Annotated in this window: 23 protein-coding genes; 9 read left to right on the forward strand and 14 right to left on the reverse strand. The window is 69.0% G+C overall.

Features of this window, described 5'->3' with window-relative positions; genetic code table 11:
• Positions 1-17: 17 nt before the first annotated feature.
• From RC1_RS00940 to RC1_RS00955, 4 genes are all read right to left on the reverse strand, one after another.
• Positions 18-884, reverse strand: coding sequence for a flagellin N-terminal helical domain-containing protein (locus RC1_RS00940; protein WP_012565445.1), 867 nt, complete (start codon positions 882-884; stop codon positions 18-20).
• A 230-nt stretch (positions 885-1,114) separates the two neighbouring features.
• Entirely contained in the window at positions 1,115-1,678 is a 564-nt protein-coding gene (locus tag RC1_RS00945) for a flagellar protein FlgN (RefSeq protein WP_012565446.1), read from the reverse strand.
• A gap of 4 nt (positions 1,679-1,682) precedes the next feature.
• Positions 1,683-1,982, reverse strand: coding sequence for a rod-binding protein (locus RC1_RS00950; protein WP_012565447.1), 300 nt, complete (start codon positions 1,980-1,982; stop codon positions 1,683-1,685).
• A complete protein-coding gene (locus RC1_RS00955) occupies positions 1,982-3,115 on the reverse strand; it encodes a flagellar basal body P-ring protein FlgI (protein ID WP_012565448.1) in 1,134 nt (377 codons plus the stop codon). The genes RC1_RS00950 and RC1_RS00955 overlap by 1 nt, the downstream gene beginning before the upstream one ends.
• Before the next feature lie 289 nt (positions 3,116-3,404).
• Here RC1_RS00955 and RC1_RS00960 point away from each other — a divergent pair, with 289 nt between their 5' ends.
• Positions 3,405-4,175, forward strand: coding sequence for a response regulator transcription factor (locus RC1_RS00960; protein ID WP_012565449.1), 771 nt, complete (start codon positions 3,405-3,407; stop codon positions 4,173-4,175).
• 276 nt (positions 4,176-4,451) lie between these two features.
• Here RC1_RS00960 and RC1_RS00965 read toward each other — a convergent pair whose 3' ends face one another.
• From RC1_RS00965 to RC1_RS00990, 6 genes are all read right to left on the reverse strand, one after another.
• A complete protein-coding gene (locus RC1_RS00965; RefSeq protein WP_012565450.1) occupies positions 4,452-5,519 on the reverse strand; it encodes a flagellin N-terminal helical domain-containing protein in 1,068 nt (355 codons plus the stop codon).
• Positions 5,520-5,521: 2 nt separating this feature from the next.
• Positions 5,522-7,009 (reverse strand): flagellar hook-associated protein FlgK, encoded by a 1,488-nt coding sequence (gene flgK, locus RC1_RS00970; RefSeq protein ID WP_012565451.1) that lies wholly within the window; start codon positions 7,007-7,009, stop codon positions 5,522-5,524.
• 14 nt (positions 7,010-7,023) lie between these two features.
• Positions 7,024-8,328 (reverse strand): flagellar hook protein FlgE, encoded by a 1,305-nt coding sequence (locus RC1_RS00975; RefSeq protein ID WP_012565452.1) that lies wholly within the window; start codon positions 8,326-8,328, stop codon positions 7,024-7,026.
• A gap of 113 nt (positions 8,329-8,441) precedes the next feature.
• Positions 8,442-9,419 carry a flagellar motor protein MotB gene (locus tag RC1_RS00980; RefSeq protein WP_012565453.1) on the reverse strand — a complete coding sequence of 326 codons (978 nt, stop codon included), beginning with the start codon at positions 9,417-9,419 and terminating at the stop codon, positions 8,442-8,444.
• Between the two features lie 3 nt (positions 9,420-9,422).
• Positions 9,423-10,307 carry a flagellar motor stator protein MotA gene (motA, locus tag RC1_RS00985; RefSeq protein WP_012565454.1) on the reverse strand — a complete coding sequence of 295 codons (885 nt, stop codon included), beginning with the start codon at positions 10,305-10,307 and terminating at the stop codon, positions 9,423-9,425.
• 51 nt (positions 10,308-10,358) lie between these two features.
• Positions 10,359-12,722: a tetratricopeptide repeat protein gene (locus RC1_RS00990; protein ID WP_148213348.1), complete on the reverse strand. Its 2,364-nt coding sequence runs from the start codon at positions 12,720-12,722 to the stop codon at positions 10,359-10,361.
• Between the two features lie 97 nt (positions 12,723-12,819).
• On the opposite strand from RC1_RS00990, the gene flgF reads away from it, so the two are divergent.
• From flgF to RC1_RS21930, 6 genes are all read left to right on the forward strand, one after another.
• On the forward strand, positions 12,820-13,566 hold the full coding sequence (flgF, locus tag RC1_RS00995; RefSeq protein ID WP_012565457.1) for a flagellar basal-body rod protein FlgF: 747 nt from the start codon (positions 12,820-12,822) through the stop codon (positions 13,564-13,566).
• A gap of 34 nt (positions 13,567-13,600) precedes the next feature.
• Positions 13,601-14,386, forward strand: coding sequence for a flagellar basal-body rod protein FlgG (flgG, locus tag RC1_RS01000; RefSeq protein WP_012565458.1), 786 nt, complete (start codon positions 13,601-13,603; stop codon positions 14,384-14,386).
• Positions 14,387-14,393: 7 nt separating this feature from the next.
• Positions 14,394-15,041 carry a flagellar basal body P-ring formation chaperone FlgA gene (gene flgA, locus RC1_RS01005; RefSeq protein ID WP_012565459.1) on the forward strand — a complete coding sequence of 216 codons (648 nt, stop codon included), beginning with the start codon at positions 14,394-14,396 and terminating at the stop codon, positions 15,039-15,041.
• A 31-nt stretch (positions 15,042-15,072) separates the two neighbouring features.
• Positions 15,073-15,810 (forward strand): flagellar basal body L-ring protein FlgH, encoded by a 738-nt coding sequence (gene flgH / locus RC1_RS01010; protein WP_012565460.1) that lies wholly within the window; start codon positions 15,073-15,075, stop codon positions 15,808-15,810.
• A gap of 19 nt (positions 15,811-15,829) precedes the next feature.
• Positions 15,830-16,291, forward strand: coding sequence for a hypothetical protein (locus tag RC1_RS01015; RefSeq protein ID WP_012565461.1), 462 nt, complete (start codon positions 15,830-15,832; stop codon positions 16,289-16,291).
• Positions 16,292-16,418: 127 nt separating this feature from the next.
• Positions 16,419-17,030 carry a helix-turn-helix domain-containing protein gene (locus RC1_RS21930; protein WP_012565462.1) on the forward strand — a complete coding sequence of 204 codons (612 nt, stop codon included), beginning with the start codon at positions 16,419-16,421 and terminating at the stop codon, positions 17,028-17,030.
• A 19-nt stretch (positions 17,031-17,049) separates the two neighbouring features.
• Here the strand turns inward: RC1_RS21930 and RC1_RS01025 are convergent, their stop codons facing one another.
• Together RC1_RS01025 and RC1_RS21640 are read right to left on the reverse strand one after the other, a co-directional pair.
• Positions 17,050-17,709, reverse strand: a complete 660-nt coding sequence (locus RC1_RS01025; RefSeq protein ID WP_012565463.1) for a flagellar hook assembly protein FlgD — start codon at positions 17,707-17,709, stop codon at positions 17,050-17,052.
• Positions 17,710-17,719: 10 nt separating this feature from the next.
• A complete protein-coding gene (locus tag RC1_RS21640) occupies positions 17,720-18,310 on the reverse strand; it encodes a flagellar hook-length control protein FliK (RefSeq protein WP_184446220.1) in 591 nt (196 codons plus the stop codon).
• An 816-nt stretch (positions 18,311-19,126) separates the two neighbouring features.
• On the opposite strand from RC1_RS21640, the gene RC1_RS01035 reads away from it, so the two are divergent.
• Positions 19,127-19,363: a hypothetical protein gene (locus RC1_RS01035; protein WP_012565465.1), complete on the forward strand. Its 237-nt coding sequence runs from the start codon at positions 19,127-19,129 to the stop codon at positions 19,361-19,363.
• A gap of 139 nt (positions 19,364-19,502) precedes the next feature.
• Positions 19,503-21,053 carry an acyl-CoA carboxylase subunit beta gene (locus tag RC1_RS01040; RefSeq protein WP_012565466.1) on the forward strand — a complete coding sequence of 517 codons (1,551 nt, stop codon included), beginning with the start codon at positions 19,503-19,505 and terminating at the stop codon, positions 21,051-21,053.
• 67 nt (positions 21,054-21,120) lie between these two features.
• On the opposite strand, the gene RC1_RS01045 is transcribed toward RC1_RS01040, so the two are convergent.
• Entirely contained in the window at positions 21,121-21,894 is a 774-nt protein-coding gene (locus RC1_RS01045; RefSeq protein WP_012565467.1) for a class II aldolase/adducin family protein, read from the reverse strand.
• A gap of 473 nt (positions 21,895-22,367) precedes the next feature.
• Positions 22,368-22,571 (reverse strand): hypothetical protein, encoded by a 204-nt coding sequence (locus RC1_RS01050; protein WP_012565469.1) that lies wholly within the window; start codon positions 22,569-22,571, stop codon positions 22,368-22,370.
• Between the last annotated feature and the right edge of the window lie 2 nt (positions 22,572-22,573).

A 22,573-nucleotide genomic window follows, 5' to 3' on the forward strand; every position in this document is an offset into this window, starting at 1 on the left:
CCTGGACTGGCCGCGGATCAGCGGAACAGCGACAGGATGTTCTGCGGCGCGCCATTGGCGATGGAGAGCGCCTGGATGCCGAGCTGCTGCTGCACCTGCAGGGCCTGCAGACGAGCGGACTCCTCGTTCAGGTTGGCGTCCACCAGGGTGCCGATACCCTCGTTCAGGCTGTCGATCAGCTTGCTGGTGAAGTCGGCCTGCAGCTCAAGCCGCTTGCCGATGTTACCGAAGCTGGAGGCCGCGTTCACCACGGTGGTGATCTGGGCCTCGACGCCGGTGGTGGCGTCGGTCAGCGCGGTGTTGGCAGCGGCAGCCTTGGCAGCGGCGTCGGCGCCACCGGTGATGGCGGTCACGTAACCGCCAACCGCCGTGGCAACGGCCGTCAGGTCAACGCCGGACACGCTGTCGGTCACGGCGGAGATGCCGGTCGCGGAGCGATTGATCGACACCACCAGGGTACGGGCGGTGGTGTTGTTCAGCAGGTTCTCGCCGTTGTAGCTCGCAGCGTTGATCGTGTTGGTGATCTGATTCTGCAGGCTGGTCAGCTCCGCGGTGATCTTGGAGTGATCGACCGAGGCGGTGGTGGCGAGCGCGAGCTGCGACTTCACCTGGGACAGCAGGTTCTGGATGTTCTCGGTGCCGACGCGGGCGGTCTGCACAGTCGCGGCGTTGATCGAGATGTTCTCGTTCAGCGCCTTCAGGGCGGACACGTCGGCCTTCATGGTGGTCGCGATACCCCAGTAGGACGAGTTGTCCTTGGCGGTGGCGACCTTCATGCCGGTGGAGATGCGATCCTGAACCGTCTGCAGATCCTTGCTGGTGCGGTTCAGGGTCTGCAGCGCCACCATGGCGCCGGTGTTGGTGAGAATCGAGGAAGCACCCATTTCTTTCGTCCTTCATGGATGGGGTTGGTCCGGGCGCCTTCTGGCACCGTGTCGGCGCGGGCTGTGCCGCTGTTTCCGAACGCCCCCACCCTCGCACGCCTCGTTTAAACGTGGGTAAAAATAGTTTCCTTTATGGATACGTCGGCAACGACCAGGTCGGCGCACATGCAGAAGGGCCGCCGGTCGATACCGGCGGCCCTTCTCATCCCCTGGGCTGCTCCCCCGGGACCCTACAGCTCGCGCTCCACCCGGGCGAAACTGGGCGTGACAGCCCGTCGGGCCTGACCGCTGCGCCCGTAGACCCCATCGCTGCGGCTGCGTTCGACGGCGGCGGCGATATGGCCGGCGACCGCCGACACGGCATCCTGGGCCGCGCGGATCGCCCGTCGGTTCGTTTCGACAGCCCCGCGCAGCCGGGAGGCCGCGGCCCGCACAGCGGCCGGGTCGTCCACCGGGGGTTCGGGGGGGCTCTTCTCTCCGGCACCGTCCGCCGCAGACACATCCGTTTCTTCGGCCCGCCCCGGTCCCGGCGCGGAAGTTTCCGGCATCGCGAGCACCGCCGTGCCGGTCTCGACCACCGGCCCGGGAAGGACAGGTTGCTGCGGCCGGTTGGCTTCTTTCAACAGTATCCCGAGTTGCTCGAAAAGCGCGTGCTTCGCCTCGGTATAGAGCTTCAGCTCCTCCGCATCGGCGCGGGCGACGCGCCCCGTCTCCTCATCCAGCAGGTCAGCCAGAGTGTCGAAGGCGTCCCGCAGCCGCTGGCGCAGGTCGGGCGGCAGAGTATCCACATCCATGACGTCAGCTCTCCTTGGCCTGGCGATAGGCATTGATCTGGGCATAGACGGCTTCGGCGATCCCGGTTCCGGCCCCGTTTCCCCCGGCCATGGCCGAACCGTAGTTCTCCAGCAGAAGGCCCCGATAGGTTTCTTCGGCGAAACCACCGCCGAACGGGCCGTCCGTGGACAGGCCCGCGAACATGGCCTCCAGCATCTGCGACATCATCATGCCCTCGAAGGCCTTCGCCGTCTTCCAGGCCGGGTCGTTCGGGCGGGCGGCCACGCCGGCGGGCGTCGCTGCCAGCGGGGAAACATGCGTCATCACAGCACCTCCAGATCGGCGTGCAGGGCGCCGGCGGCCTTGATCGCCTGCAGAATTGAAATGATGTCCCGTGGTCCCGCTCCCAGCCGGTTCAGGCCATCGACCAGCTCGCGCAGGCTGACGCTGCCCTGGACGATGTTCAGGCGGTTGCCGGATCCGTCCTCCACCTCGATGTCCGTGCGCGGCACCACCACCGTCTGGCCCTGCTGGGCGAAGGGACCTGGCTGGGAAACCTGTGGAGTCTCCGTCACCCGCACGGTCAGGTTGCCCTGCGCGATGGCGACCGTGCTGATGCGCACGCTGTCGCCCATGACGATGGTCCCCGACTGCTCGTCGATCACCACCCGCGCCGGCTGGTCGGGCGTGACCGGAAGCGTCTCGACCCGGGAGATCAGGTCCGCGACGTTACCAGCATAGGCGCCGGGCACGGTCAGTTCGACCGTCGTCGGGTCCGTGGCGCGGGCTGAATAGGCGCCGAGCTGGCGGTTCACGGCCTGGGCGATCCGGGTGGCGGTGGAGAAGTCCGGATTGCGCAGCGTCAGCCGCACGCGCGCCAGGTCGTTCAAGGCGAACTCGACCTCGCGCTCGACGATGCCGCCGTTGGGAATACGGCCCGCGGTCGGCACGCCCTTGGTGACGCTCGCCGCTTCCCCGCGGGCGGAGAAGCCCCCCACCGCCACGGAGCCCTGCGCGACCGCATAGACCGACCCGTCGGCCCCGATCAGCGGCGTGGCCAGCAGGCTTCCGCCCAGCAGGCTGGTGGCATCGCCCATGGTGGAAATGGAGACATCGAGTCGCGATCCCTGGCGGGCGAAGGGCGGCAGTTCGGCCGTCACCATCACCGCCGCCACGTTGCGGGTCTTCACGTTCAGGCCGGTGATGTTGACGCCCATGCGCTCCAGCATCCCCTCCAGGCTCTGCTGCGTGAAGGGCGAGTTCTGGAGGCGGTCCCCGGTGCCATCCAGACCGACCACGAGGCCGTAGCCGATCAACTGGTTGCTGCGCACCCCCTCGACCTCGACCAGATCCTTGATGCGCATCTGCGCGAAGGCCGGGCCGGCGGACGGCAGGACGGACAGGAGGAAGGCCAGGACGACTGCGAGGGCGCGCTGGCCGGAACGGCGGGCATCCATGCCTCAACCCCGTTTTCTTTTCGGCAACAGGGGCAGCCTAGCGTTCCCGGGTTAAAGCGGCTTTTAGCCCAGGCGTCCGGTCAGCCACTTTGTTAAGAGGTTTATCTACAAATCGAACTATAATTTATCCGTGGGTTAAACTCAGATTAAACGCGCCGGATCCTTGACTCTTGCCAGCAAGTCATGCGGTAGATAATCAAGAAAGTGGTAAGACCAAATAACAAACAATTTTACGGAAATCTACGCGCAACGGTGTACCCGGTCGATCGGGATCAACATGGAGAGGGGCATGCGCATCCTGCTTATCGAAAACGAGCGGCTCATCGCTGCGGCACTGCACCGGGAGATCGGCAAAGCCGGCCTGCGGTGCGAACTGTCTGACGAAGCCGACGCCATCCGGCTGATGCAGGAAGGCGACGACAGCTTTGCCGACTACGATGCGATCCTGGTCGGCACCGTGTCGAACGGCGGCGGCCTCGTCACACAGCTCCGCCGCTGCTCCGGACATACGATCATCATCGGCCTGCTCGGCCACCGCTGCGTCACCAGCACGATCGCCTATCTGCGCTCCGGTGCGGACGATGTGCTGGTCAAGCCGATCAACGCGCTGGAGTTCGAGGCCCGGCTGCACGCCGTGCGCCGGCGGACGCATGGCCATAGCTCCTCCGAGCTGCGCGTCGGCCGCCTCACCGTTTATCTCGACGGGCGCGATCCGGCGGTGGACGGGCAGCGGCTGCGGCTCAGCCACCGCGAACACGCCATCTTCAGCGTGCTGGCCCTGAATGTCGGCCGGGTCGTTTCGAAGGAAAAGATCTACGAAACGGTCTATGGCCTGACCGGCTCCGATCCGTTGGACAAGGTCATCGACGTCTATATCTGCAAGCTGCGCAAGAAACTGGCGGAAGCAACGGGCGGCGACCGCTACATCGAGACCGTCTACGGACGCGGTTACAAGTTCGAGGCCCCCTCTGAGGAGGAAGCCGACATCGGCCCCGTCGCGCACATCGCCCCCCTCTCCCCGGCCCTCGCCGCGGACGACGGGCGCCACGTCAGCGGCTGAAGCCCTCCCGCTGGCGGTCATCGGATGCGATGCCCGCCATGACCGAAGCGCTCTCTTCCCCCCATCCGAACGGCCTGCCGATCCGGGTCTTTCCCGACCTCCGGCGCCGGCGGAAACGGTACTGTTCAGGCCTGGGACCTGACTGCCGGTTCCGCCGGCGCCTTTTGCGTCGGCGTGTCGGCGCGGCCACGACCGGACGCTGGAATCGGAACGGCCCCGGGCGGTGTTCACTGCCCAGGGCCGTTTCCTGTCGGGTCTGCGTGTGAGGGAGAGACCTCAGAGGAAATCGATCAGCGACAGCTTGCTGATCCGGCTCGTCATGGCAAAGGTGGCTTCGAGCTGGGTCTCCAGCGTGTTCAGCCGCAGCCCCGTCTCGTAAGGATCGGCCATTTCCATCTGCGTGATCTGCTTCGACAGCAGCCCGTCTTCGACCTCGTGCCGCTCATCGGCCCGCTTCAGCAGTTCCTCCTGAAGGCCGATGATGCCCTGGGTGTCAATCAGCTCGTCGGTCGCCTGGGTGATCAGCCGCCAGCCCTGGTCGGCGATCCGCTGATAGGCTTCCGTGGAAACGGATTCGGAAGGCACTGCCGCCAGCAGATAGAGGCCCTTCAGCAAGGTCCGGACGGGCTCGTCGCCGGCCGTGCAGGCATAGGTCACCGGCAGGTCCTCGCCTGCCCTGCCCTGCACCTGGGTCGTGCTGCCCAGGAAGAAGGTCTTGGAGAAATTCTCCGGAGCCGCCGGTCCCCCGCCATAGGTGTCGGAGAAGATCGACGACAGACCGTTCGGACCGTTCAACGCCGCATCCACATCGGCTGCCGTCGATGTCGGCCCCAAGGAGGAGAGCACGGATTTCACCGCGTCCAGGGGCGCAATGCCGGACGGCGCCGTTTCCGTGGGCGGCTGCATCGGCCGGGTATCAAAGCGCGTGCCCGCGAAGAGATAGCGGCCCGACTGGGAAGAATTGAACATCGAGGACAGGGTCTGAATCGCGTTCAGCGCTGCCTCGTCGATCGTCGCGGCCGCCGCTCCCACGCCCGAGCCGGAAACGCTCAGCGCCAGGTCGCGGACCTGGGTCGCCGAGCCCCGCACCTTGTCCAGGGCTTCCTGCATCAGCGTGAGCCGAGAGGACTGCGTCTGGATGGACTGGCGGTACTCGGCCGTGGTCTGGCGGGCATTGCGCAGATCGAGCAGCAGCGCCGCACGACTGCCTACGGAACCGGCGACATCCGACTTCTTGCCGGTTCCGATCTCAAGTTCAAGGGTATGCATGTCCGACTGCATGGTGCGGACAAGGTTCCGGGTCTGGCGCGCCAGAGCCATGGTCGAGATGGAAGACACCGACATGCCTAGATCTCCATGAGCGTGTCGAGCATGCGGGATGCAGCCTGCATCACCTGCCCGGCGGCAGCGAAAGCCTTCTCGATCAGCAGGAGTTCCTGCATCTCTTCTTCGATGTTGACGCCATCCTTCGAGATGCGCGCCGTCTCGACCGTTTCCAGCAGCACGCTCTGGGCCTTGGCGTCGTTCGCCGCCGTCGCGCGGAGCATCTGCTGATGTCCCATCGCCGCGGAGGCGAACCCCTTGAGGGTTCCCGTCGGGATCAGCCCGGCATCCGCGTCGAAACTGACGGTCTGCTGGAAGACCCCCAGGAACGACCGGATCTGCGCAGTGTCACCGACATCGCCGGTGGTCGCGGCATGGATGCCGGTCCGCAGCAGGGCCGGATTGCCGCCGGCCTCGACCCTGACAAGGTCGTTGACGGCGATGCGGCCTGCCAGCCCGGCCGGCCCCGGCGACGCCGGCGAATAGGGCGGGGCGCGGTAGTGCCGGACCCCGGCGTCGGTGAACAGGCCGGTATCCGAGAGGCCGGTGCCGGTGATCGAGGCATCGGCCGCCTGGAAGCGGTCAACCAGAACGCTGGCGATCTCGTCGATCTGGCGCCGCGCCTGCGGCATCAGGCTGTCGCGCACCTCGAAGAGACCAGCGATCCGGCCGGACTTCAGCGGCAGCGGATAGCCGCTCCCGGGAGCGATGTCCGCACCTTCGACCTTGAGGCCGCTCAGCATCGACGGGTATTCGGTGGTCGAACCGATGACCGCGGTCGGGGTGAATTCCAGCATCCGCGCCGACCCGTCCAGCAGGGTCACCCCGCCGTCGGTCATGACGACCAGTTCGTTGGGGCTGCGCGTGAAGTACTGGATGCCGATCTGACCGGCGATGCGGTCCAGCAGCACGTCGCGCTGGTCCTCCAGCTCCGTGGTATCCTGGCCGCTGCCGGTCCGCATCTTCACTTCGCGGTTCAGCTTCTCAAGCTGGACCAAGGCCTGGTTGACATCGGCCACCGACGCGGCAATGTCGGAATCGGCCTGCTGGCGGACCTGCTTGATCTTGTCGTCCGCCGCATTCAGGCGGTTGGCCAGCGACACCGCGGCATCGACCACGGCGCGTTGCTGCACCGGATTGTCCGGCAGTTCCTCAAGCGCCAGGAAAGCCGTTTCCAGCGCCGTGACGGCGGAGGAGAGGGAGCGCTCCTCCTGCGGCTGGCCGATGCTCTCCGTATAGACCGCCAGCGCATCGGCCCGGGCCGCCTTGGCGGCATAGTCCGACGACTGCGTGCGGGTCTCGCGGGCCAGGTGCGCGTCGGCGTTGCGCCGGACATCCTGCACGGTGACGCCGCGGCCCTCCCCGCCGACGGTGAGGGAGGCGAGCGTCACCTCCTTGCGGGTGTAGCCCGGGGTCGTGGCGTTCGCCACGTTGCGGGAAAGAATCGCAGACTTCTGCTGCTGGGCCTGAAGGCCGGTCAGCGCCGTCTGCAGGGCAAGGCCGATGCTCATCGCGCCCTCCCCCGTCAGCGCATCAGGCGCGAGACTTCATCCAGCATCTCATCGGCCGTCTGGATGATCTTCGCATTGGATGAATAGGCGCGCTGGGTCTCGATGATGCTGGTCAGTTCCTCCGCAATGTCCACGTTGGAGGCTTCGAGCGCGGCGCCATCGACGGCCCCGGCCTTGCCGGAACCGGCATCCCAGAGATAGTAGTCTCCGGACTCGCGGCTGACCTGGAAGGCGTTGCCGTCCATGCGGCGCAGGCCGTCCGGGTTCGTCACGTCGGCCACCGGGATCTGGTAGACGGCCTGGCGCAGGCCGTTCTTGTAGATGGCGGTCATGACGCCGTCATCACCGATCTCGACCCGCTCCAGGGGGGCATAGCTCGCGCCGTCCTTGTTGATCTTGGTCGGCACATAGTCGTCGCCCCACTGGGTCAGCCCGCCCGTCTGGTTGGGGCGTCCCAGATTGACGACGATCGGCTGGCCGTTGACGTCGAGCTTGATGCTCCCCGTGGCGGCGTCCACGTCCAGAGTCGGCGATGCGCCGACCTCCGACATCGTGTTCAGCGAGCCCGGCGGACCGCTGGTCGCGGTGTTGCCGTTGAACACGATGTTGGCCGTGCCCAGCGACGTGGTGCCGTCATAGATGGTCAGGTTCCACTCGTTGGCGGCAGACTGCGGAGCCCACTCCAGGGTCAGCCGGCCGGTGCCGCCCAGCGGCGTGTAATAGTCAACGGAGGTGGAGAAGGGCTGGGCCGGCGGCGTCTTCCCCGTCTGGCTGGCCGGCAGGTTGGCGGCGAAGTCGATCTGTGTCGTCGCCTTGGCAAGCCCGGTGATGGAGGAGAGGTTCACCGTCTCCAGGCCGGTGAAGCTGGTCCGCGACGGCTCGCCGCCGACAACCTTGCCGTCCGGACCCAGCTTCCAGCCTTGCAGGAAGTAGCCGGCCGTATTGTGCAGGTTGCCGTTCTCATCCACGCGGAACGCCCCGGAGCGGGTCAGCATGTAGCTCGGCGCCTCCCCGTTCACGGCAGCGGAACGGTTGGAAACGACGAAGAAACCACGCCCGGAGATCGCCATGTCGGTCGCCGAGTTCGTGGCCTGCACGATACCGCCGCGGGATACCTCCGTATGCAGGTCGGCCTGCACGCCGCCGGCGGAGTAGCTGCCCGGACTGGAGGCGCTGGTCACCAGGGTCGAGAACTGCACACCGGACCGCTTGTAGCCGACGGTCGAGGAATTGGAGATGTTGTCGGAGATCGCGGCGAACTTGGCGCTCTGCGCGGCCAGGCCGCTGACCCCCGAATACATGGCGCTGTAGATGCTCATGGCGGTTTTCCATCGTTTGTCGGCAGATCGGCGGAGTCCGCTCGGACCTCCTCCTGCCATACGGTAGGCCGGCGTCGTTTAAAGGCGCGTGAAAACGGCCAGCGGATCGTTTCCTATTGGGAAACGGACGCGCCGGGCAGCGGCACGCGGCGCATCACGATGATGCTGATGCGCCGGTTGCGGGGATCGCCCGGGTCCTCCGGCAGCAGGTGCAGCGTGTCCGCCAGCCCCTCCACCCGCGCCACCCGGCCCGGCTGGATGCCTTTCTGGAGCAGGACACGCCGGGCGGCGTTCGCCCGGTCGGCGGACAGTTCCCAGTTGCCGTAGCGGGCATTGGCGGCGAACGGCCGTCCGTCGGTGTGACCGCTGATGGCGATACGGTTCGGCACCCCGGACAGGGCCTCGGCAACGATGCCCAGAAGGGTCACCGCACGACCGTTGAGGTCCGTCGCACCGGAGTCGAACATGGAGAAGTGCGGCCGGTCGGTGATCTGGATGCGCAGTCCGTCCGCGGTCCGCTCGAACACCAGGTTCTGCGACAGATCGGCCAGATCCACGGCGGACATCAGCGCATCGCGGACCGACTGCTCGATGCGGTCGAAGCTCTGTTCCTCCGCGGCCACCTGCTGGAGCTGCTGCTCCAGCGCGGCCGTCATCGGAGTGCCATTGCCATCGGCCGGCGCACTCTCGGCATTCTCCTGGGCCGAGGCGCCCCCACCTTCGCCGTCATCCAGTTCCCTGTCCGGGCCGGGCGGCGACAGGGTCGGCACGCGCGCGGTGGGAATGGTCTCCCAGGCGCTCGCCGCATTGCTCGTCAACGCCCCCTCGCGCGCCACCGACTGACCGGCCAACTGGCCGTTCGCACCGGAATTCGCGTCGGACACGGCGATCGGGTTGAAGTAGTCGGCAATCCCGTGCCGCTGTTCCGGTGTTGTCACATTGACCAGCCAGAGCAGCATGAAGAACGCCATCATCGCCGTCACGAAGTCGGCATAGGCGATCTTCCAGGTACCGTTGCCCTCAAGCTCGTCCGATTCTTCCTGAGCGCGGCGTTTGATGACGATCTGGGGTTTCTGGGGCTTTCCCGTCATGGTTCAGGCCGCCTTCTGACGTTCGGTCAGACGGGCCGCCGCGGCTGTGGTCACCTCCTCCACATCGTAGAAGCTCGGCTGCACTTCCGAGTACAGCACCTTGCGGGCGTGCTCGACACAGATCGCCGGGGCCGAGCCGTGCAGATAGGCGGTCAGGCCGGCCTTCATGCACTGAAAGTACTTCAGCTCCTCGTCGCGCATGCGGTGCGCGGCCCCCGCCAGCGGACCGATGAAGCCGTAGGACAGCAGCACCCCCATGAAGGTGCCGACGAGCGCCCCGCCGATCATGTGCCCCAGGACCTCCGGCGGTGCCGCGATGGAGCCCATGGCCTTGATCATGCCCAGCACCGCCGCGACGATGCCCAGGGCGGGCAGTCCCTCCGCCACGACATGCAAGGCGTGGGAGACCCGCTGCAGTTCCTTCTGGAGCGTGGAGAGTTCCTCTTCCATCAGAGCCTCCATCTCGTGCGAGCGGTCGGCCCCGAGCGACATCAGGCGCAGATAGTCGGTGAGGAAACGCATCGCCCGCTCATGCCCCAGGACGCTGGGGAACTGCTGGAAGATCTGGCTGTCCTCCGGCCGCTCGATATCCTTTTCCAGGGAGAGCAGCCCCTTGGTCCGCGCCATGCGCAGCACGGTGTAGAGGGCGCCGAGCAGGTCCAGATAGTCGCCCTGCTTGCGGCGGGTGCCGCGGAACAGCTCGCGCAGGGCCAGCACCGTGTCCCGGCGCACCTGGCTGGGATTGGCGATGACGAAGGCGCCGACGGCGCCGCCGCAGATGATCAGGACCTCGAAGGGCTGCCAGAGCACCCCCAGATTGCCGCCCAGGGCGGCGAACCCACCCAGGACGGAGCCGATGACGATGATCGACCCGATTATCAGGTTCATGGTTTCCCTCCGGAGCGGGTGTTGGGACGGGGCGAGTGTGCCCGCGCCCGATTAAGGCCGGTTTTCGGTTCGGCTCGCGGCGGACAGGCGGAGCAGCGCGTCGGTCTCGGCCAGCAGCCGGTCCATCCCGGCCGCTCCCGCCGGCGGAGTGCGTTCTTCGGCCAGGGCGGCGAGCTGTGATGCCCAGGGCCCGCCGGCCAGCAGATCGGCATGCGCCGCCAGCAGACGGCGGGGCGCTTGTGCATCACCGGCCAGATAGGACGCGACCCCCAGGCGCCCGACCGCGTCCGGCAGCCCGGCCCGGCCGGCATCATCGGCCGGCAGGGCCGTGAGAGCCTGCACCAGAAGATCGTAGGTCCTGGCAGCCTCCGGCCAGCGGGCCGACCGCCACAGCGCATCGCCCCGGGCCGTGAGCCCTGCGGCGTCCTTGGGCGTGCCGATCAGATCAAGGGCCATGTCCGCATTGCCGGTCACCGCCGCCGCCCGCGCCCGGACGGCGCGGGCCTCCGGCGTGTCCTCGGGCACCAGCGTGGCGACCGCCTCGGGCCGGCCTGCCGTCAGTTCCAGCAGCGCCAGTTCCTGACGGACCGGGCCGGCCTCCGTCGGCGGAAGGGCCTGCGCCACCTGGGCCAGCTCGCGCGCTGCAGCCATCGTCAGCCCCTGGGCCGCCAGCAGGCGGGCATACCCGATCCTGATGTCGAGCCCGGCCCGGCCCGCCGGCACCAGGGCGCGGTTGCGCTCGAACGCCGCCACCAGATCAGGGGCGGGACCAGCGGCCAGCATGGCCGTGAAGTCCCCGACCGCCCGGGCCGTCTCCGCCGCCAGGGCTTCCGACGCCGGGAACCGATCGACCAGGAGCCGGAGCGTATCCAACGCCTCCACAGGACGCCCCTCGGCACGGGACAGCCCGGCCTGCCGCGCCAGCGCACGGAATTCCACTTCGCCGCCCCGCCAGTCGCGGGCGATGTCCTCCAGCACGGAGCGAAGTCCCGGCGCATCCAGGTCGCCGCGGGTGAAACGCAGGTCAGCCGCCGCCAGTCTGGCCCGGGCTCCGGCCTCACCGGGCAGGACCGCCGCCTTGTCGTACTGTTCGAGGGCCAGATCCTTGCGGCCGGTCCCCTCATGCAGACGACCGATCAGCAGATGCAGACGGGCCTGGTCCGGTTCCGCCAGCCCCGCCTCCTCGGCGATCCGGGCGAGATCACGTCCGACGGAGTCGCGGCCCGCACCGGCCGCCACCGCCAGCAGGTCCAGTGCGAAGGCACCGCGCAGGTCAGCCGGAAGGCCCGGCAGCGCCTTGTCGGCAGCCGGCAGCAGCGGCAGCGCCTCCGCCGGCCGCCCCCGGCGCGCAAGCAGGACCGCAGCCCACAACGGCCCGTCCGCATGGGTCAGCGCCTCCGGTCCGGCCAGCCAGTCGGCCGCTGTGGCGTCCGGTTCCTCCAGCAGGGTCGCTGCCGCCAGCAGCGGCCCGTCGCCGGCCGCGCGGGCGGCCGCCGCAGCCTCGGGTCCCAGGCCCCAGGCAAGCAGGAAGCGGGCGAAATCGCGCCGCGCCTCCGGGGCATCGGGACGGGCCGCGGCTTCCCGCAGGGCGGAGCGGCGGGCCCGGAACGGCTCGACCCGCCATGCCGCGAGATCGAACAGCGCAGGCCCCTGCGCCGGGGCAGGCGCCGGCGGCGCCGCAGGCGCGGGCGTTGTGGCGACAGGCGATGCGCCGACGGGGGGCGACGCCGTGGGATCGGCAGGACGCGGAACCGGCTCGCCGTTGCCGGCGGCACGGGGGGCTGCCCCGGTGTCCGCTGCCGGAGTGCCGGGCCGGGTGTCGGGATCGCGCTCCACGGCTTCCAGGGCGTCGGCCACTGCCTGGCGCACATGGCGCGCCTGCCCTTCCGTGACCGGGGCCGGGGCCGGGGCGACGGTCGCCGCTGCCGCCTGCGTCCGCACGGTCTCCCCCCCGGCGCTTCCGGCCGACGTGCCGACCGCTGCCGGCTCTCCGGATGCACCTCCGGACGCGGCGGACGCGACACTCCGGGCTGCGACCGTGCCGGGTGCCGGCTTCCGATCCGGCATCGGCACCGCACTCACCGCCAGGACCAGATCGCCCCGCCGCCCCTTCAGCTCCACCCGGGCCCCGCAGGGCACGCCGACGACCAGCGTCTCGGGACTGGCCATCGACAGGGAGAGAACGCTCCCGAGCGGCCGTGTCGGAAGGCTCCCGATGTCCACCGGAGCCGACACCGACAGGGTCGCCGAACAGGCGTCCTGGATCAGCGCGCGGCGCGCCGATGCCAGTCCGGGCAGCACCAGTTCCGTGGCGCCGGGCCGCAGCCGCAGCTCGGCGGCGACCGGCGGGTCCGCCTGGGCGCCGCTGGAAACGAGGAGAGCCATGAGGGCGGCAGCGGGGAGCGTCGTTTTCATCGGCAACTTCTTGGAAACTTGAACGCCCGTTTAACCTAGCGTCGCCACATTAAAGCCGCTTCAAAACCTCCCACGCCCATTGCCGGAGAGCGGTCCCGTGGAGAATTCGCTGTACGTGGCACTGTCCCAGCAGATGGCTGTGCGCCGGATGCTGGACGTCACCGCCAACAACGTCGCCAACATGAACACGGCGGCCTTCCGGGCAGAACGTCCGGTCTTCGATGCTTTTGTCGAGAAGGCCGGCAAGGGTCAGAAGGTCGCCTTCGTCATCGACCGCGCGACCTACACCGACACGCGGGACGGCACCGTCGCCTCCACCGGCAATCCGCTGGACGTGGCGGTGCGCGGCGATGCCTGGCTGAGCGTCGCCACCCCCGACGGCATCCGCTACACCCGCGACGGACGTCTGAACCGCGACCCGGACGGCCGGCTCGTCACGCTGGACGGCTATCCGGTGCTGGACGAGGGCGGCGGCGAGATCACCCTGCCCGAGGATGTCGGCGCCATCGCCATCACCGCCGACGGCGCCATCCGAGCCCCGGCCGTGGACAGCGAGAACGGCGAGGTGGAGGAGCTGGGCCGTCTCGGCCTCGCCCGGCTGCCCGCGGCCGGCGACCTGGAGCGCGACGGCTCGGGCCTTGTCCGCTACGACGGCGATCCGCTGCCCGCGGAGGGCGCGACCCTGATCCAGGGCGCGGTCGAAGGGTCCAACGTGCAGCCGATCACCGAGATGGTCCGGCTGGTCGAACTGACCCGGGCCTACGGACAGGCCAACCGCATGGTCGAATCCGAACACGAACGTCAGAAGACGGCCATTTCCAAGCTCGGCGGCCCGGCCACCTGAGGCCGCGGACGGACGCCGCACCAAGGAGACTAGCATGCGCACGCTGAACATCGCGGCCACCGGCATGATGGCCCAGCAGCTCAACGTGGAGGTCATCTCCAACAACATCGCGAACCTGAACACGGTCGGCTTCAAGCGCAGCCGGGCGGAGTTCCAGGATCTGATGTACCAGGCCCAGGTCCGGCCGGGCTCGGAATCCTCCGATCAGGACACGATCGTGCCGGCCGGCATCCAGCTCGGCCTGGGCGTGAAGCCGGCCGCGGTCAGCCGCATGCACGGCCAGGGTCCGCTGACCCCCACGGAGAATGACTACGACGTGGCCCTGGACGGCCGCGGCTACTTCGTCATCACCCTGCCGAACGGGGACACCGCCTATACCCGCGCCGGCAACTTCCAGCTTTCGCCCGAGGGCACCATCGTCACGGTGGACGGCTACACCGTCAGCCCCAACATCACGGTGCCCGACAATACCCGCAAGGTGGCGATCAACCGCAACGGCGAGGTTCTGGCCTTCATCGACGGCCAGACGGAGCCGGAGAATGTGGGGCAGTTCGAGGTGGCGACCTTCGTCAACGAGGCCGGTCTGGAGGCGATGGGCGACAACCTGTTCCGCGAGACGCCCGCCTCCGGCATCCCGATCCTGGGCATCCCCGGCCAGCTCGGCTATGGCGGCATCCGCCAGGGCTATGTCGAGGCAGCGAATGTCAACATCGTGCAGGAGATCACCAGCCTGATCTCGGCCCAGCGCGCCTATGAGATGAACAGCCGTGTCGTCGAAGCCGGCGACCAGATGCTGAACACCGTCACCCAGATGCGCTGAGGCGATCATGCGATACCTGCTCCCCCTGCTGGCGATCCTCGTCCTTCCCGCCCCCGCCCTGGCGAATGCCGGCGAGGCCGTTGCAGACGAGATGGTGCGGCGCTTCGGCGGCTCGCTGCCGGAGGGGGAGCTGCGCGTGCGGCTGGACCAGGAGGGGCCGGCCGACATCATCGGGGTGGAGACGCTCCGCTACGATCCGCGTTCCGGCCGGGTGGCAGCGATCCTCGTCGCCGCGGAAGGGCGTTTCGCGGTGGAGGGCAGCGCCTGGACGGAGATCGAGGCCGCCGTGCCGAACCGCCGTCTGACGCCCGGAGAGATCATCCAGCCGGGCGATCTGGCCTCCCTCCCCGTCCGCGCCGATCAGGTCAGCGCCCGCGCCGTCGTCGCCCCGACCGACCTGATCGGCAAGCAGGTCCGCCGCGCCCTGGTGCCCGGCCGGCTGGTCCAGTCCGGGTCCGTCGGCGAGCCCGTCGTGGTCGAGCGCAGCAAGCCGGTGACCCTGGAATTCCGCAGCGGCGCCCTGCTCCTGACCGCCCGGGGCCGCGCCCTGGAGAGCGGCGGGGTGGGCGACGTGGTGCGGGTCATCAACCTGGACAGCAACCGCACCATCACCGGCGTCGTCAGCGGCCCCGGTGTCGTCTCGGCTTCGCCCTGACGTCCGTCCCGATCCGATCAGGAATCAGCCCATGCCCCGCATCCGCCCCGCCGCCGCCCTGCTTCTCCTGGCCAGCCTGCCCGGCTGCGCCGGACAGTTCGACCATCTCGGCCGGGCGCCTGCCATGTCGCCCATCGAGGATCCCGGCATGCAGACGGAGGCACGGCTGGTCAGAATGCCCATGCCGGTGCCCTCGACCGAAGCACGCCAGCCCGCCTCCCTCTGGCGCACCGGGTCCACCGGCTTCCTGCGCGATCTACGTGCCAAGCGGGTGGGCGACATCGTCACGGTCGTGATCGACATGTCCGAGCAGGCCCAGATCCGCAACCAGACCCAGCGCAGCCGCGCCTCCGGTGAGCAGATGGGGACGCCGAACTTCCTGGGGCTGGAGAGCAGGCTGGGCGCCGTGCTGCCCGATGCGGTGGACCCCGAGCGGCTGGTCAACCTGAACAGCTCCAGTTCCAGCACCGGGGCCGGGTCGGTCAACCGGCAGGAACAGATCCAGCTCAAGGTCGCTGCCGTCGTCACCGACGTGCTGCCCAACGGCAATCTGGTGATCGCCGGCAAGCAGGAGGTGCGGGTGAACTTCGAGCTGCGCGAGCTGCGCATCGCCGGCGTCATCCGGCCCGAGGACATCAGCACCCGCAACATCATCAGCTACGAGAAGATCGCCGAGGCGCGCATCGCCTATGGCGGCCGTGGCCAGATCACGGACGTGCAGCAGCCCCGTATCGGCCAGCAGGTGCTGGACGTCGTGCTGCCCTTCTGAGCCCGACGGAAACACCGCCATGGCCTCCAGCCCCCGCCTTTTCCTGGCCGCTGTGGCGTCCAGTGCGGTGCTCGGCTTCGCGCTCGGTCGCGTGGTCGTGCAGCCCGTCCCCGCCACGCCGCCGGCCGACCCGCCCCCAGGGGCCGCGTTGGGGTCGAAGGATATCGAGATGCTGGCGGACCTGGGGCAGATCATCGTACCGATCTGGCGGGAGGGACGGATCGCCGGGTATGTGGCCGCCGCCATCAGCCTGCGCCTCGCCCCCGGCAGCGCCCCGTCCGAACTGATGCCGATTCTGCATGACCGGATGCTGGCGACCCTGATCGACGCAGGCGCCGAGGGGCGCCTCGATCCCGGTACGGCCGATCCGGCAGCCCTGTCCGCGGCGCTGCTGGAGGCGGCACGGGATGCCATCGGCCCCGACCGGGTGCGCAGCCTGGATCTTTCCAAGCTGGTACGGCAGGAGAACCGCGCCACCTGAGGCCACACCCCGCTGCGGCCAAGAGGCGCAGGTCCCGGACAGACAAGCCTGTCACCTGCGCGGATGCGACCCCTTCCCGGCGCACGCAGATCGTGTATGTTTCCGTCAGGAAACTATCAGGTCCGCCATGCCGCCCGACGTTCCCGTCCGTGATTCAAGCCGTCTGCGCAGCCTGCGCACTGCCCGGGGGATGAGTCTGTCCGCGCTGGCCGCGAAGGTCGGGCTGTCCAAGGGGGAACTGTCCAAGCTGGAGACGGGCGTCCGCCCCTTGCGCCCCGATCATGTCGCCAAGCTGGCCCGGGCCTTCGAGATCGCGCCCTCCGACCTGGTCGGGGAGGCGAGCGCCCTGCGTGCCATGATCGCCCCGGAACCGGCGACCCTGCCGCTCTATGACGGGCGCGATCTGGCCCGGGTCGGGGATGCGGCGGAACCCATCGGCAGGGTCGATGCGCCGGCGCAGCTCCGCTCCGTGCCGGACGCCTATGCCATCACCATCAACGATCTGTCGAACGCGCCGGCGCTGATGCCGGGGGTCGTCCTGCATGTGCATCCCGGCCGCGCACCGGCGCTCGGCGACCTCGTGGTGAACCGGGTGAGCTGGTCGCCGCTCGCCTTCTACCTGCGCCAGGACGATGACGGACGGTTCTACGGGCTGACCCTGTCCCGCCGTCGTGTCGAACTGTCGCTGGAGGAGGTCGAGCGGCTCCACAAGGTCGCCGGCATCTGGTTCGTCGGCTGACGGGCCGCGTGCCAGAGAATCAGCCGGCGGAGACGATCTGGTCGCGCTGGACCTGAAGACCGCTGCGCATGACGAACACGGTCTCGCCATCCACCCGGCGGACCCGTTCGACCGTGTCCGCCGTCTGGACGGTGCTGCCCAGCCGGTCACCTGCGGGATTCCGCGGCGCCACGTCGATCTGGTAGATGCCGTCCGCAAGCTTGACGCCGCTGTCGTCCAGCCCGTCCCAGGTGAGCAGATGGCTGCCCGGAATGCTGCTGCCCTCCAGGGTCCGCACGATGGTGCCTTTCTGGTCCAGAATGCGGATCTCCGTCTTCTCGGTATCTTCCGGAACGGTATAGCTGGCCTTGGCGCCGCCGCCGATGAGGGGCAGCGCATCGGACTCGATCTCGACCGTCCGGCCGACATAGGCCAGATCCAGCCGCTCGCTGCTGGAGCGCAGCTCCCCCAGCACCTCGGCCAGCCGCGTGTTGGACTGCACCGCCTGCTCCACGGAGGAGAACTGGGCGAGCTGGGTGACGAACTGGGTGGCGTCGATCGGCGCCATCGGGTCCTGGTTGGCAAGCTGCGCGGTCAGCAGCTTCAGGAAGGACTGGGTGTCCTGGGCCAGCCGGACGCTCGCCACGTCGGCGGTGGTCTGCTGCGAGCCGGCGGCGGACGGAGGGGCAACGGTGGTCATGCTCTGAACCTCACACCTGGATGTCGATCAGTCCGTCCACCGCTCGGGAACGGACGGGGTCGGCGGGGCCGGCGGTTTCACCGACGGCTGCCAGCAGGCGGGCGCCGCGGTGCAGCGGATCGCCCCCCTGCGAGGCGCCCTGGCCGCCGTTCTGGCCGCCACCTTCGCGCAGGCTGAACTGGAGTCCGTCCTGTTGCAGCCGGAGCCCGCCCTGTTCCATGGAGCGTTCCAGCAGGCGGGCGTCCCGTTGCAGCAGATCAAGGGTCTGGGGACGGTCGGCCATCACCAGCGCGTGCAGGCGCCCGTCCTGGAATTCCAGCTTGACCTCCACGCGGCCCAGCTCCTCAGGCTCCAGGTGGACGGTGAAGCTCCGGGGGCCGCCATCGGCCACGGCCCGTTCGATCTGGACATGGATCTGCGCGGCGGGACCGGGAGCCCCGGCGCGCCCCGCCTGATGCACCGCCGCCGCGCGGGCGGCATCACCGGCGACGACCGTCGGCGCCACGGCGGCGGCAGCCGGCGCCACGGCATCGGGCAGCAGCGTGGCCGTGCCGTCGGCAAGCGTGGCAGCCGCGTCCACGGAGGCCGCGGGACGGACCACCTCCGCGCCGGTCGCAGCGGCCCTGACCGGGGGGCGGACCGCGGCGGCGAGGGACTGGACGGCGCTATCGGCCCGCGTCTGCCGCTCAGCCCCGTCCCGCCCCGCCGGCTGACCCGCACGGGATGCCGTCTCCTGTAGAGGGGCAGGCGCAGTCGATGGAACGGTCCCGGGCACGGCATCGACGCTGCCGGAAGGCCCGGACAGAGTTGTCCCGCCGGCATCCGGGGGAACGCCGGCGATGCCTTGCCCCCCCTGTCTGTGCGCCGGCATCCCGACGACGGGAGCCGGAGCCGTTCCAGACGACACGGCCGGAGCGGCCTGGAGCAGCACCCCGCCGCTGGCGGATACGGACGTGGACTCCGCCGGCACCACGGGAGCGAGTGCGATCATCGGAAAGGGCGCGACAAGCGGCGCCTGCCCCTCCAGTCCCGTGGCCTCACCTTCCGTCGGCCTGGCTCGCCTGGGCTGTCCGGCAACCGCCGCCCCCTCGCCATCGCCCTGGGGCTGGACGAGTGCCAGCGCGGCAAGGAAGCCGGCTATCCCGGTCGCGCCGCTTGCCGCCGCGCCCCCTGCCGACGCCGTGCCGTTGCTGCCCTGAACCGCCCCACCGCTCTGGCCGGCAGCCGCGGATGCCGTCCCGGAGGGCGCGGTCTGGATCGGTATCGGCAGCATGGTGAATCCCTCCGAATGACAGGCGTTCTCGGGGGCAACCCTAGCCGGGCGGGATTAAAGCGGGTTTGAAGACGGGACGCTCGGGCTTGAAACCGGCTTTAACCCGGGAAGCCTAGTCTCGGGCCATCACTCCAGGGGGGCGTCATGACCGCATCCAGATCCGCTTTCGCGGCCCGCCGCACCCGCATCGTGCAGTCCTGCACGCGGGCCGTGGCAAGCTGCGATCCCGCCACCCTGGTCCGGCTGGAACAGATGCTCGCCGCCATCGCGGACGGCGCCCGGCTGGAACGCTACTGTGTCTCCAGCCCGCCGGACGCCGACCTGCCGGCCGACATGGCCCAGCTCCTGACCCTGCTCGATCCGCCCGTCGGTCGCGCCTGATCCGGCCGCAGAGCGGCGCCTGCCATCACCAAGCCGTTGACTTCGCTTGCTCCCCCTTGACCGCTCCGGCCCCGCCCTCCCTACTCGGGGCAAGGGCCATCAGTGCCCGGAGATACAAGGACCTGGGGAGAAGCGTCGGATGGTCTGGGAGCCGGAGATCGAGGAACTGCGCCGCCGCCAGGAGCTGGCACAGCGCATGGGCGGGCCGGAGAAGGTCGCCCGCCAGCATGCCAACGGCCGCCTGACCGTGCGGGAGCGGATCGGCAAGCTGCTCGATGCCGGAACCTTCCGTGAGATCGGCAGTCTGGCCGGACAGGCGCGCTATTCCGGCGACGGCACGCTGGAAGAGTTCACCCCGGCCAATTTCCTGTTCGGGCGGGGCCGGCTGAACGGCCGCCCCGTCGTGGTCGGGGGCGACGACTTCACGGTGCGCGGCGGGGCGGCGGACGCCGGCATCTTCCAGAAGCAGATCATGGCCGAGCAGATGGCCAACGAACTGCGCCTGCCCATCGTGCGGCTGATCGACGGCACCGGCGGCGGCGGCTCGGTGAAGTCCTACGAGGCGATGGGATTCACCTATGTTCCCTTCAATCCGGGATGGGACTGGGTGGTGGCAAATCTCGCCACCGTGCCCGTCGTCTCGCTGGCCCTGGGTCCGGTGGCCGGGCTTGGCTCGGCGCGGGCGGTCTCCAGCCACTATTCGCTGATCGTGAAAGGGACGGCGCAGATGTTCATCGCCGGCCCGGCGGTCGTCGCGCGCATCGGCCCCAGCCTGGACAAGGAGGATCTGGGCGGTGCCTCGGTCCACACCCGGGCCGGCGCCATCGACGATGAGGTGGCGAGCGAGGAGGAGGCGTTCGAGCGGACCCGGCGTTTCCTCTCCTACCTGCCCTCTTCCGTGCACGAGGCACCGCCCCGCGGCGCCCGACGGGACGATCCCGCCCGCCGCGACGACAGCCTCCTGTCGGCCATCCCGCGCGACCGCCGGCAGGTCTACAAGATCCGCCCGGTCATCGAGACGCTGGTGGACCAGGGCAGCTTCTTCGAGATGGGGCGGCGCCATGGCCGCTCGCTCGTCACCGGCTTCGCGCGGCTGGACGGCTGGCCGGTGGCCCTGATCGCCACGGACCCGTTCGTCTTCGGCGGCGCCTGGGACGCGGCGGCAGCGCAGAAGCTGATCCGCTTCGTCGATCTGGCGGAGACCTTCCATCTGCCCGTCGTGCATCTGGTGGACGTGCCCGGCTTCTCGGTCGGGCCGGAGGCGGAGAAGTCGGCCACCATCCGGCACGGAGCCCGCGCCCTGGCCGCCGTCTACCAGGCCAGCGTGCCCTGGTGCAGCATCATCCTGCGCCGCGCCTTCGGCGTCGCCGGGGCCGGGATGATGAACCATGCCCGGCTGCGCTACCGCTACGCCTGGCCGTCGGGCGACTGGGGCAGCCTGCCCATGGAGGGCGGGATCGAGGTCGCCTACCGGGCGGAGCTGGAGGCCGCGCCCGACCCGGCCGCCCGGATGGCGGAGATCCAGGCCCGGCTGGAGCGCATGCGCAGCCCCTTCCGCACGGCCGAGCATTTCTCGGTCGAGGAGATCATCGACCCGCGCGAAACCCGGTCCCTTCTGTGCGAATTCGCCAACCTCGCCGCCCCGCTGCGCACGCCGGGGCCACGCGGCCCGGCCGGCTACAGGCCCTGACGCTGCCGTCGGGGGACGGGGCGGGAACCGCCGCCCCGTCCCCCCCCTCTCTACCGGCGACCCGGGCCTACTGCCTGTAGCCGGGATCGGTCCGTTCCAGCTTGCGCAGCAGCGCCGGCCAGATCAGCAGGTTGGCCGCCTGGGTCAGGCCCATCCTGCCGATCGCCTCGTTCTTCCCGATGACAGCGTCCGCGGTCGGGTACAGCTCGCGCCCCTGCGACAGGGTCCGTACCTGCATCTGGCAGGCCCGCTCCAGGAAATACATCCGGGTGAAGGCCTCGGCGACCGTGGCGCCCAGGGTCAGGGTGCCGTGGTTGCGCAGCAGCATGGTGGAGCGGTCCCCGAGATCGGCCTGCAACCGGGGCCGCTCGTCATGGTCGAGCGCCACGCCCTCATAGTCGTGATAGGCCAGATCCCCGAGGATGAGCTGCGCCGTCTGGTTCAGCGGCAGCAGCCCCTCCTTCATCGTCGCCACGGCCGTGCCGTCCGGGGTGTGCAGATGCATGACGCACTGCGCGTCCTCGCGCACTTCATGCACGGCCGAATGGATGGTGAAACCGGCGGGGTTGACGGGAAATCCGGTGTCCAGCACGACATTGGCATGAAGGTCGATCTTCACGAGGCTGGACGCGGTGATCTCCTCGAACAGCAGGCCATAGGGATTGATCAGGAAATGGTGCTCCGGCCCGGGGACACGGGCCGAGATGTGGGTGAAGACCAGATCGTCCCAGCCGAACAGGGCGACCAGCCGGTAGCAGGCGGCAAGATCCTCCCGGACCTTCCACTCCGCCTCACCGACCACGGCACGCACATCGGGAAGCTTGGTCAGAGTATCGGGCATGGCGCATTTCCTCCGGAGTTCTTCTCGTTGGGGGCAGGTTCGCCGGCTGGCGGTGGCGGCGCTGCCATGGGCAGAGCCTACAGGCTCTGCGTCTCCCGATGTGCGGTGAAGATGTCCCTGCGCCCTGCAGGGGTCCGCACCGCGGTCGGAACAGCCGCCGGAAGAAGCACCAGGAAAACCGGATCGCCTTGCATGGGAGTCACTCGGCCGGTCAAGGCTGTCGGTTCCAACGGGATAAGCCGACAGGTGCTCTTGACCCTCCAGGCCCGGCAGGCGACTGTGCGGCGCAAAAAAACGCCCGGGTGCAACCCCGGGCGCGAAGGTCTAGCGCGAACAGCGGAAGTATAACCGGAAGGTCCGTGCGTACCTAGAATTCGCAGGCGGATTGTCCGGCTCATTCGTATTAACCGGCATGCCTCTGCCGATCACCTGTCGAGCCTCCGTAAGACAGGGATCAGCCTGCCGGATCGCCATCAGTGGCCGATCAGACGGGGCCTCGCCAGTTGGCCCACGGTACGCCGTTCTTCCCGCAACGCCTCGATCAGATCGCGGATGCTTTCCCGGGTAAAGCCGCCTTCCTGCTCGGCGGCGTCCCGTGCCAGGGCGATGAAGTGGTCCAGAAGCCGTGCCTGGACGAAGGCCGCATCCTCAAGATCGGGCTGCATGAAGCGGGTCATGG

Source organism: Rhodospirillum centenum SW (assembly GCF_000016185.1).
Taxonomy (GTDB): Bacteria; Pseudomonadota; Alphaproteobacteria; order Azospirillales; family Azospirillaceae; genus Rhodocista; species Rhodocista centena.

What these genes read in the sequence shown, in the direction of transcription:
- RC1_RS00965 (WP_012565450.1), bottom strand. Translation starts at nt 5,519, where the DNA reads ATGTCGGTGTCTTCCATCTCGACCATGGCTCTGGCGCGCCAGACCCGG.
- flgA (WP_012565459.1), top strand. Translation starts at nt 14,394, where the DNA reads ATGCGATACCTGCTCCCCCTGCTGGCGATCCTCGTCCTTCCCGCCCCC.
- RC1_RS01025 (WP_012565463.1), bottom strand. Translation starts at nt 17,709, where the DNA reads ATGACCACCGTTGCCCCTCCGTCCGCCGCCGGCTCGCAGCAGACCACC.
- flgG (WP_012565458.1), top strand. Translation starts at nt 13,601, where the DNA reads ATGCGCACGCTGAACATCGCGGCCACCGGCATGATGGCCCAGCAGCTC.
- RC1_RS01035 (WP_012565465.1), top strand. Translation starts at nt 19,127, where the DNA reads ATGACCGCATCCAGATCCGCTTTCGCGGCCCGCCGCACCCGCATCGTG.
- RC1_RS00960 (WP_012565449.1), top strand. Translation starts at nt 3,405, where the DNA reads ATGCGCATCCTGCTTATCGAAAACGAGCGGCTCATCGCTGCGGCACTG.
- RC1_RS01040 (WP_012565466.1), top strand. Translation starts at nt 19,503, where the DNA reads ATGGTCTGGGAGCCGGAGATCGAGGAACTGCGCCGCCGCCAGGAGCTG.
- RC1_RS00940 (WP_012565445.1), bottom strand. Translation starts at nt 884, where the DNA reads ATGGGTGCTTCCTCGATTCTCACCAACACCGGCGCCATGGTGGCGCTG.
- RC1_RS01050 (WP_012565469.1), bottom strand. Translation starts at nt 22,571, where the DNA reads ATGACCCGCTTCATGCAGCCCGATCTTGAGGATGCGGCCTTCGTCCAG.
- flgH (WP_012565460.1), top strand. Translation starts at nt 15,073, where the DNA reads ATGCCCCGCATCCGCCCCGCCGCCGCCCTGCTTCTCCTGGCCAGCCTG.
- RC1_RS00945 (WP_012565446.1), bottom strand. Translation starts at nt 1,678, where the DNA reads ATGGATGTGGATACTCTGCCGCCCGACCTGCGCCAGCGGCTGCGGGAC.
- RC1_RS01015 (WP_012565461.1), top strand. Translation starts at nt 15,830, where the DNA reads ATGGCCTCCAGCCCCCGCCTTTTCCTGGCCGCTGTGGCGTCCAGTGCG.
- RC1_RS01045 (WP_012565467.1), bottom strand. Translation starts at nt 21,894, where the DNA reads ATGCCCGATACTCTGACCAAGCTTCCCGATGTGCGTGCCGTGGTCGGT.
- RC1_RS00975 (WP_012565452.1), bottom strand. Translation starts at nt 8,328, where the DNA reads ATGAGCATCTACAGCGCCATGTATTCGGGGGTCAGCGGCCTGGCCGCG.
- flgK (WP_012565451.1), bottom strand. Translation starts at nt 7,009, where the DNA reads ATGAGCATCGGCCTTGCCCTGCAGACGGCGCTGACCGGCCTTCAGGCC.
- motA (WP_012565454.1), bottom strand. Translation starts at nt 10,307, where the DNA reads ATGAACCTGATAATCGGGTCGATCATCGTCATCGGCTCCGTCCTGGGT.
- RC1_RS00980 (WP_012565453.1), bottom strand. Translation starts at nt 9,419, where the DNA reads ATGACGGGAAAGCCCCAGAAACCCCAGATCGTCATCAAACGCCGCGCT.
- RC1_RS21930 (WP_012565462.1), top strand. Translation starts at nt 16,419, where the DNA reads ATGCCGCCCGACGTTCCCGTCCGTGATTCAAGCCGTCTGCGCAGCCTG.
- RC1_RS00990 (WP_148213348.1), bottom strand. Translation starts at nt 12,722, where the DNA reads ATGAAAACGACGCTCCCCGCTGCCGCCCTCATGGCTCTCCTCGTTTCC.
- RC1_RS00955 (WP_012565448.1), bottom strand. Translation starts at nt 3,115, where the DNA reads ATGGATGCCCGCCGTTCCGGCCAGCGCGCCCTCGCAGTCGTCCTGGCC.
- RC1_RS00950 (WP_012565447.1), bottom strand. Translation starts at nt 1,982, where the DNA reads ATGACGCATGTTTCCCCGCTGGCAGCGACGCCCGCCGGCGTGGCCGCC.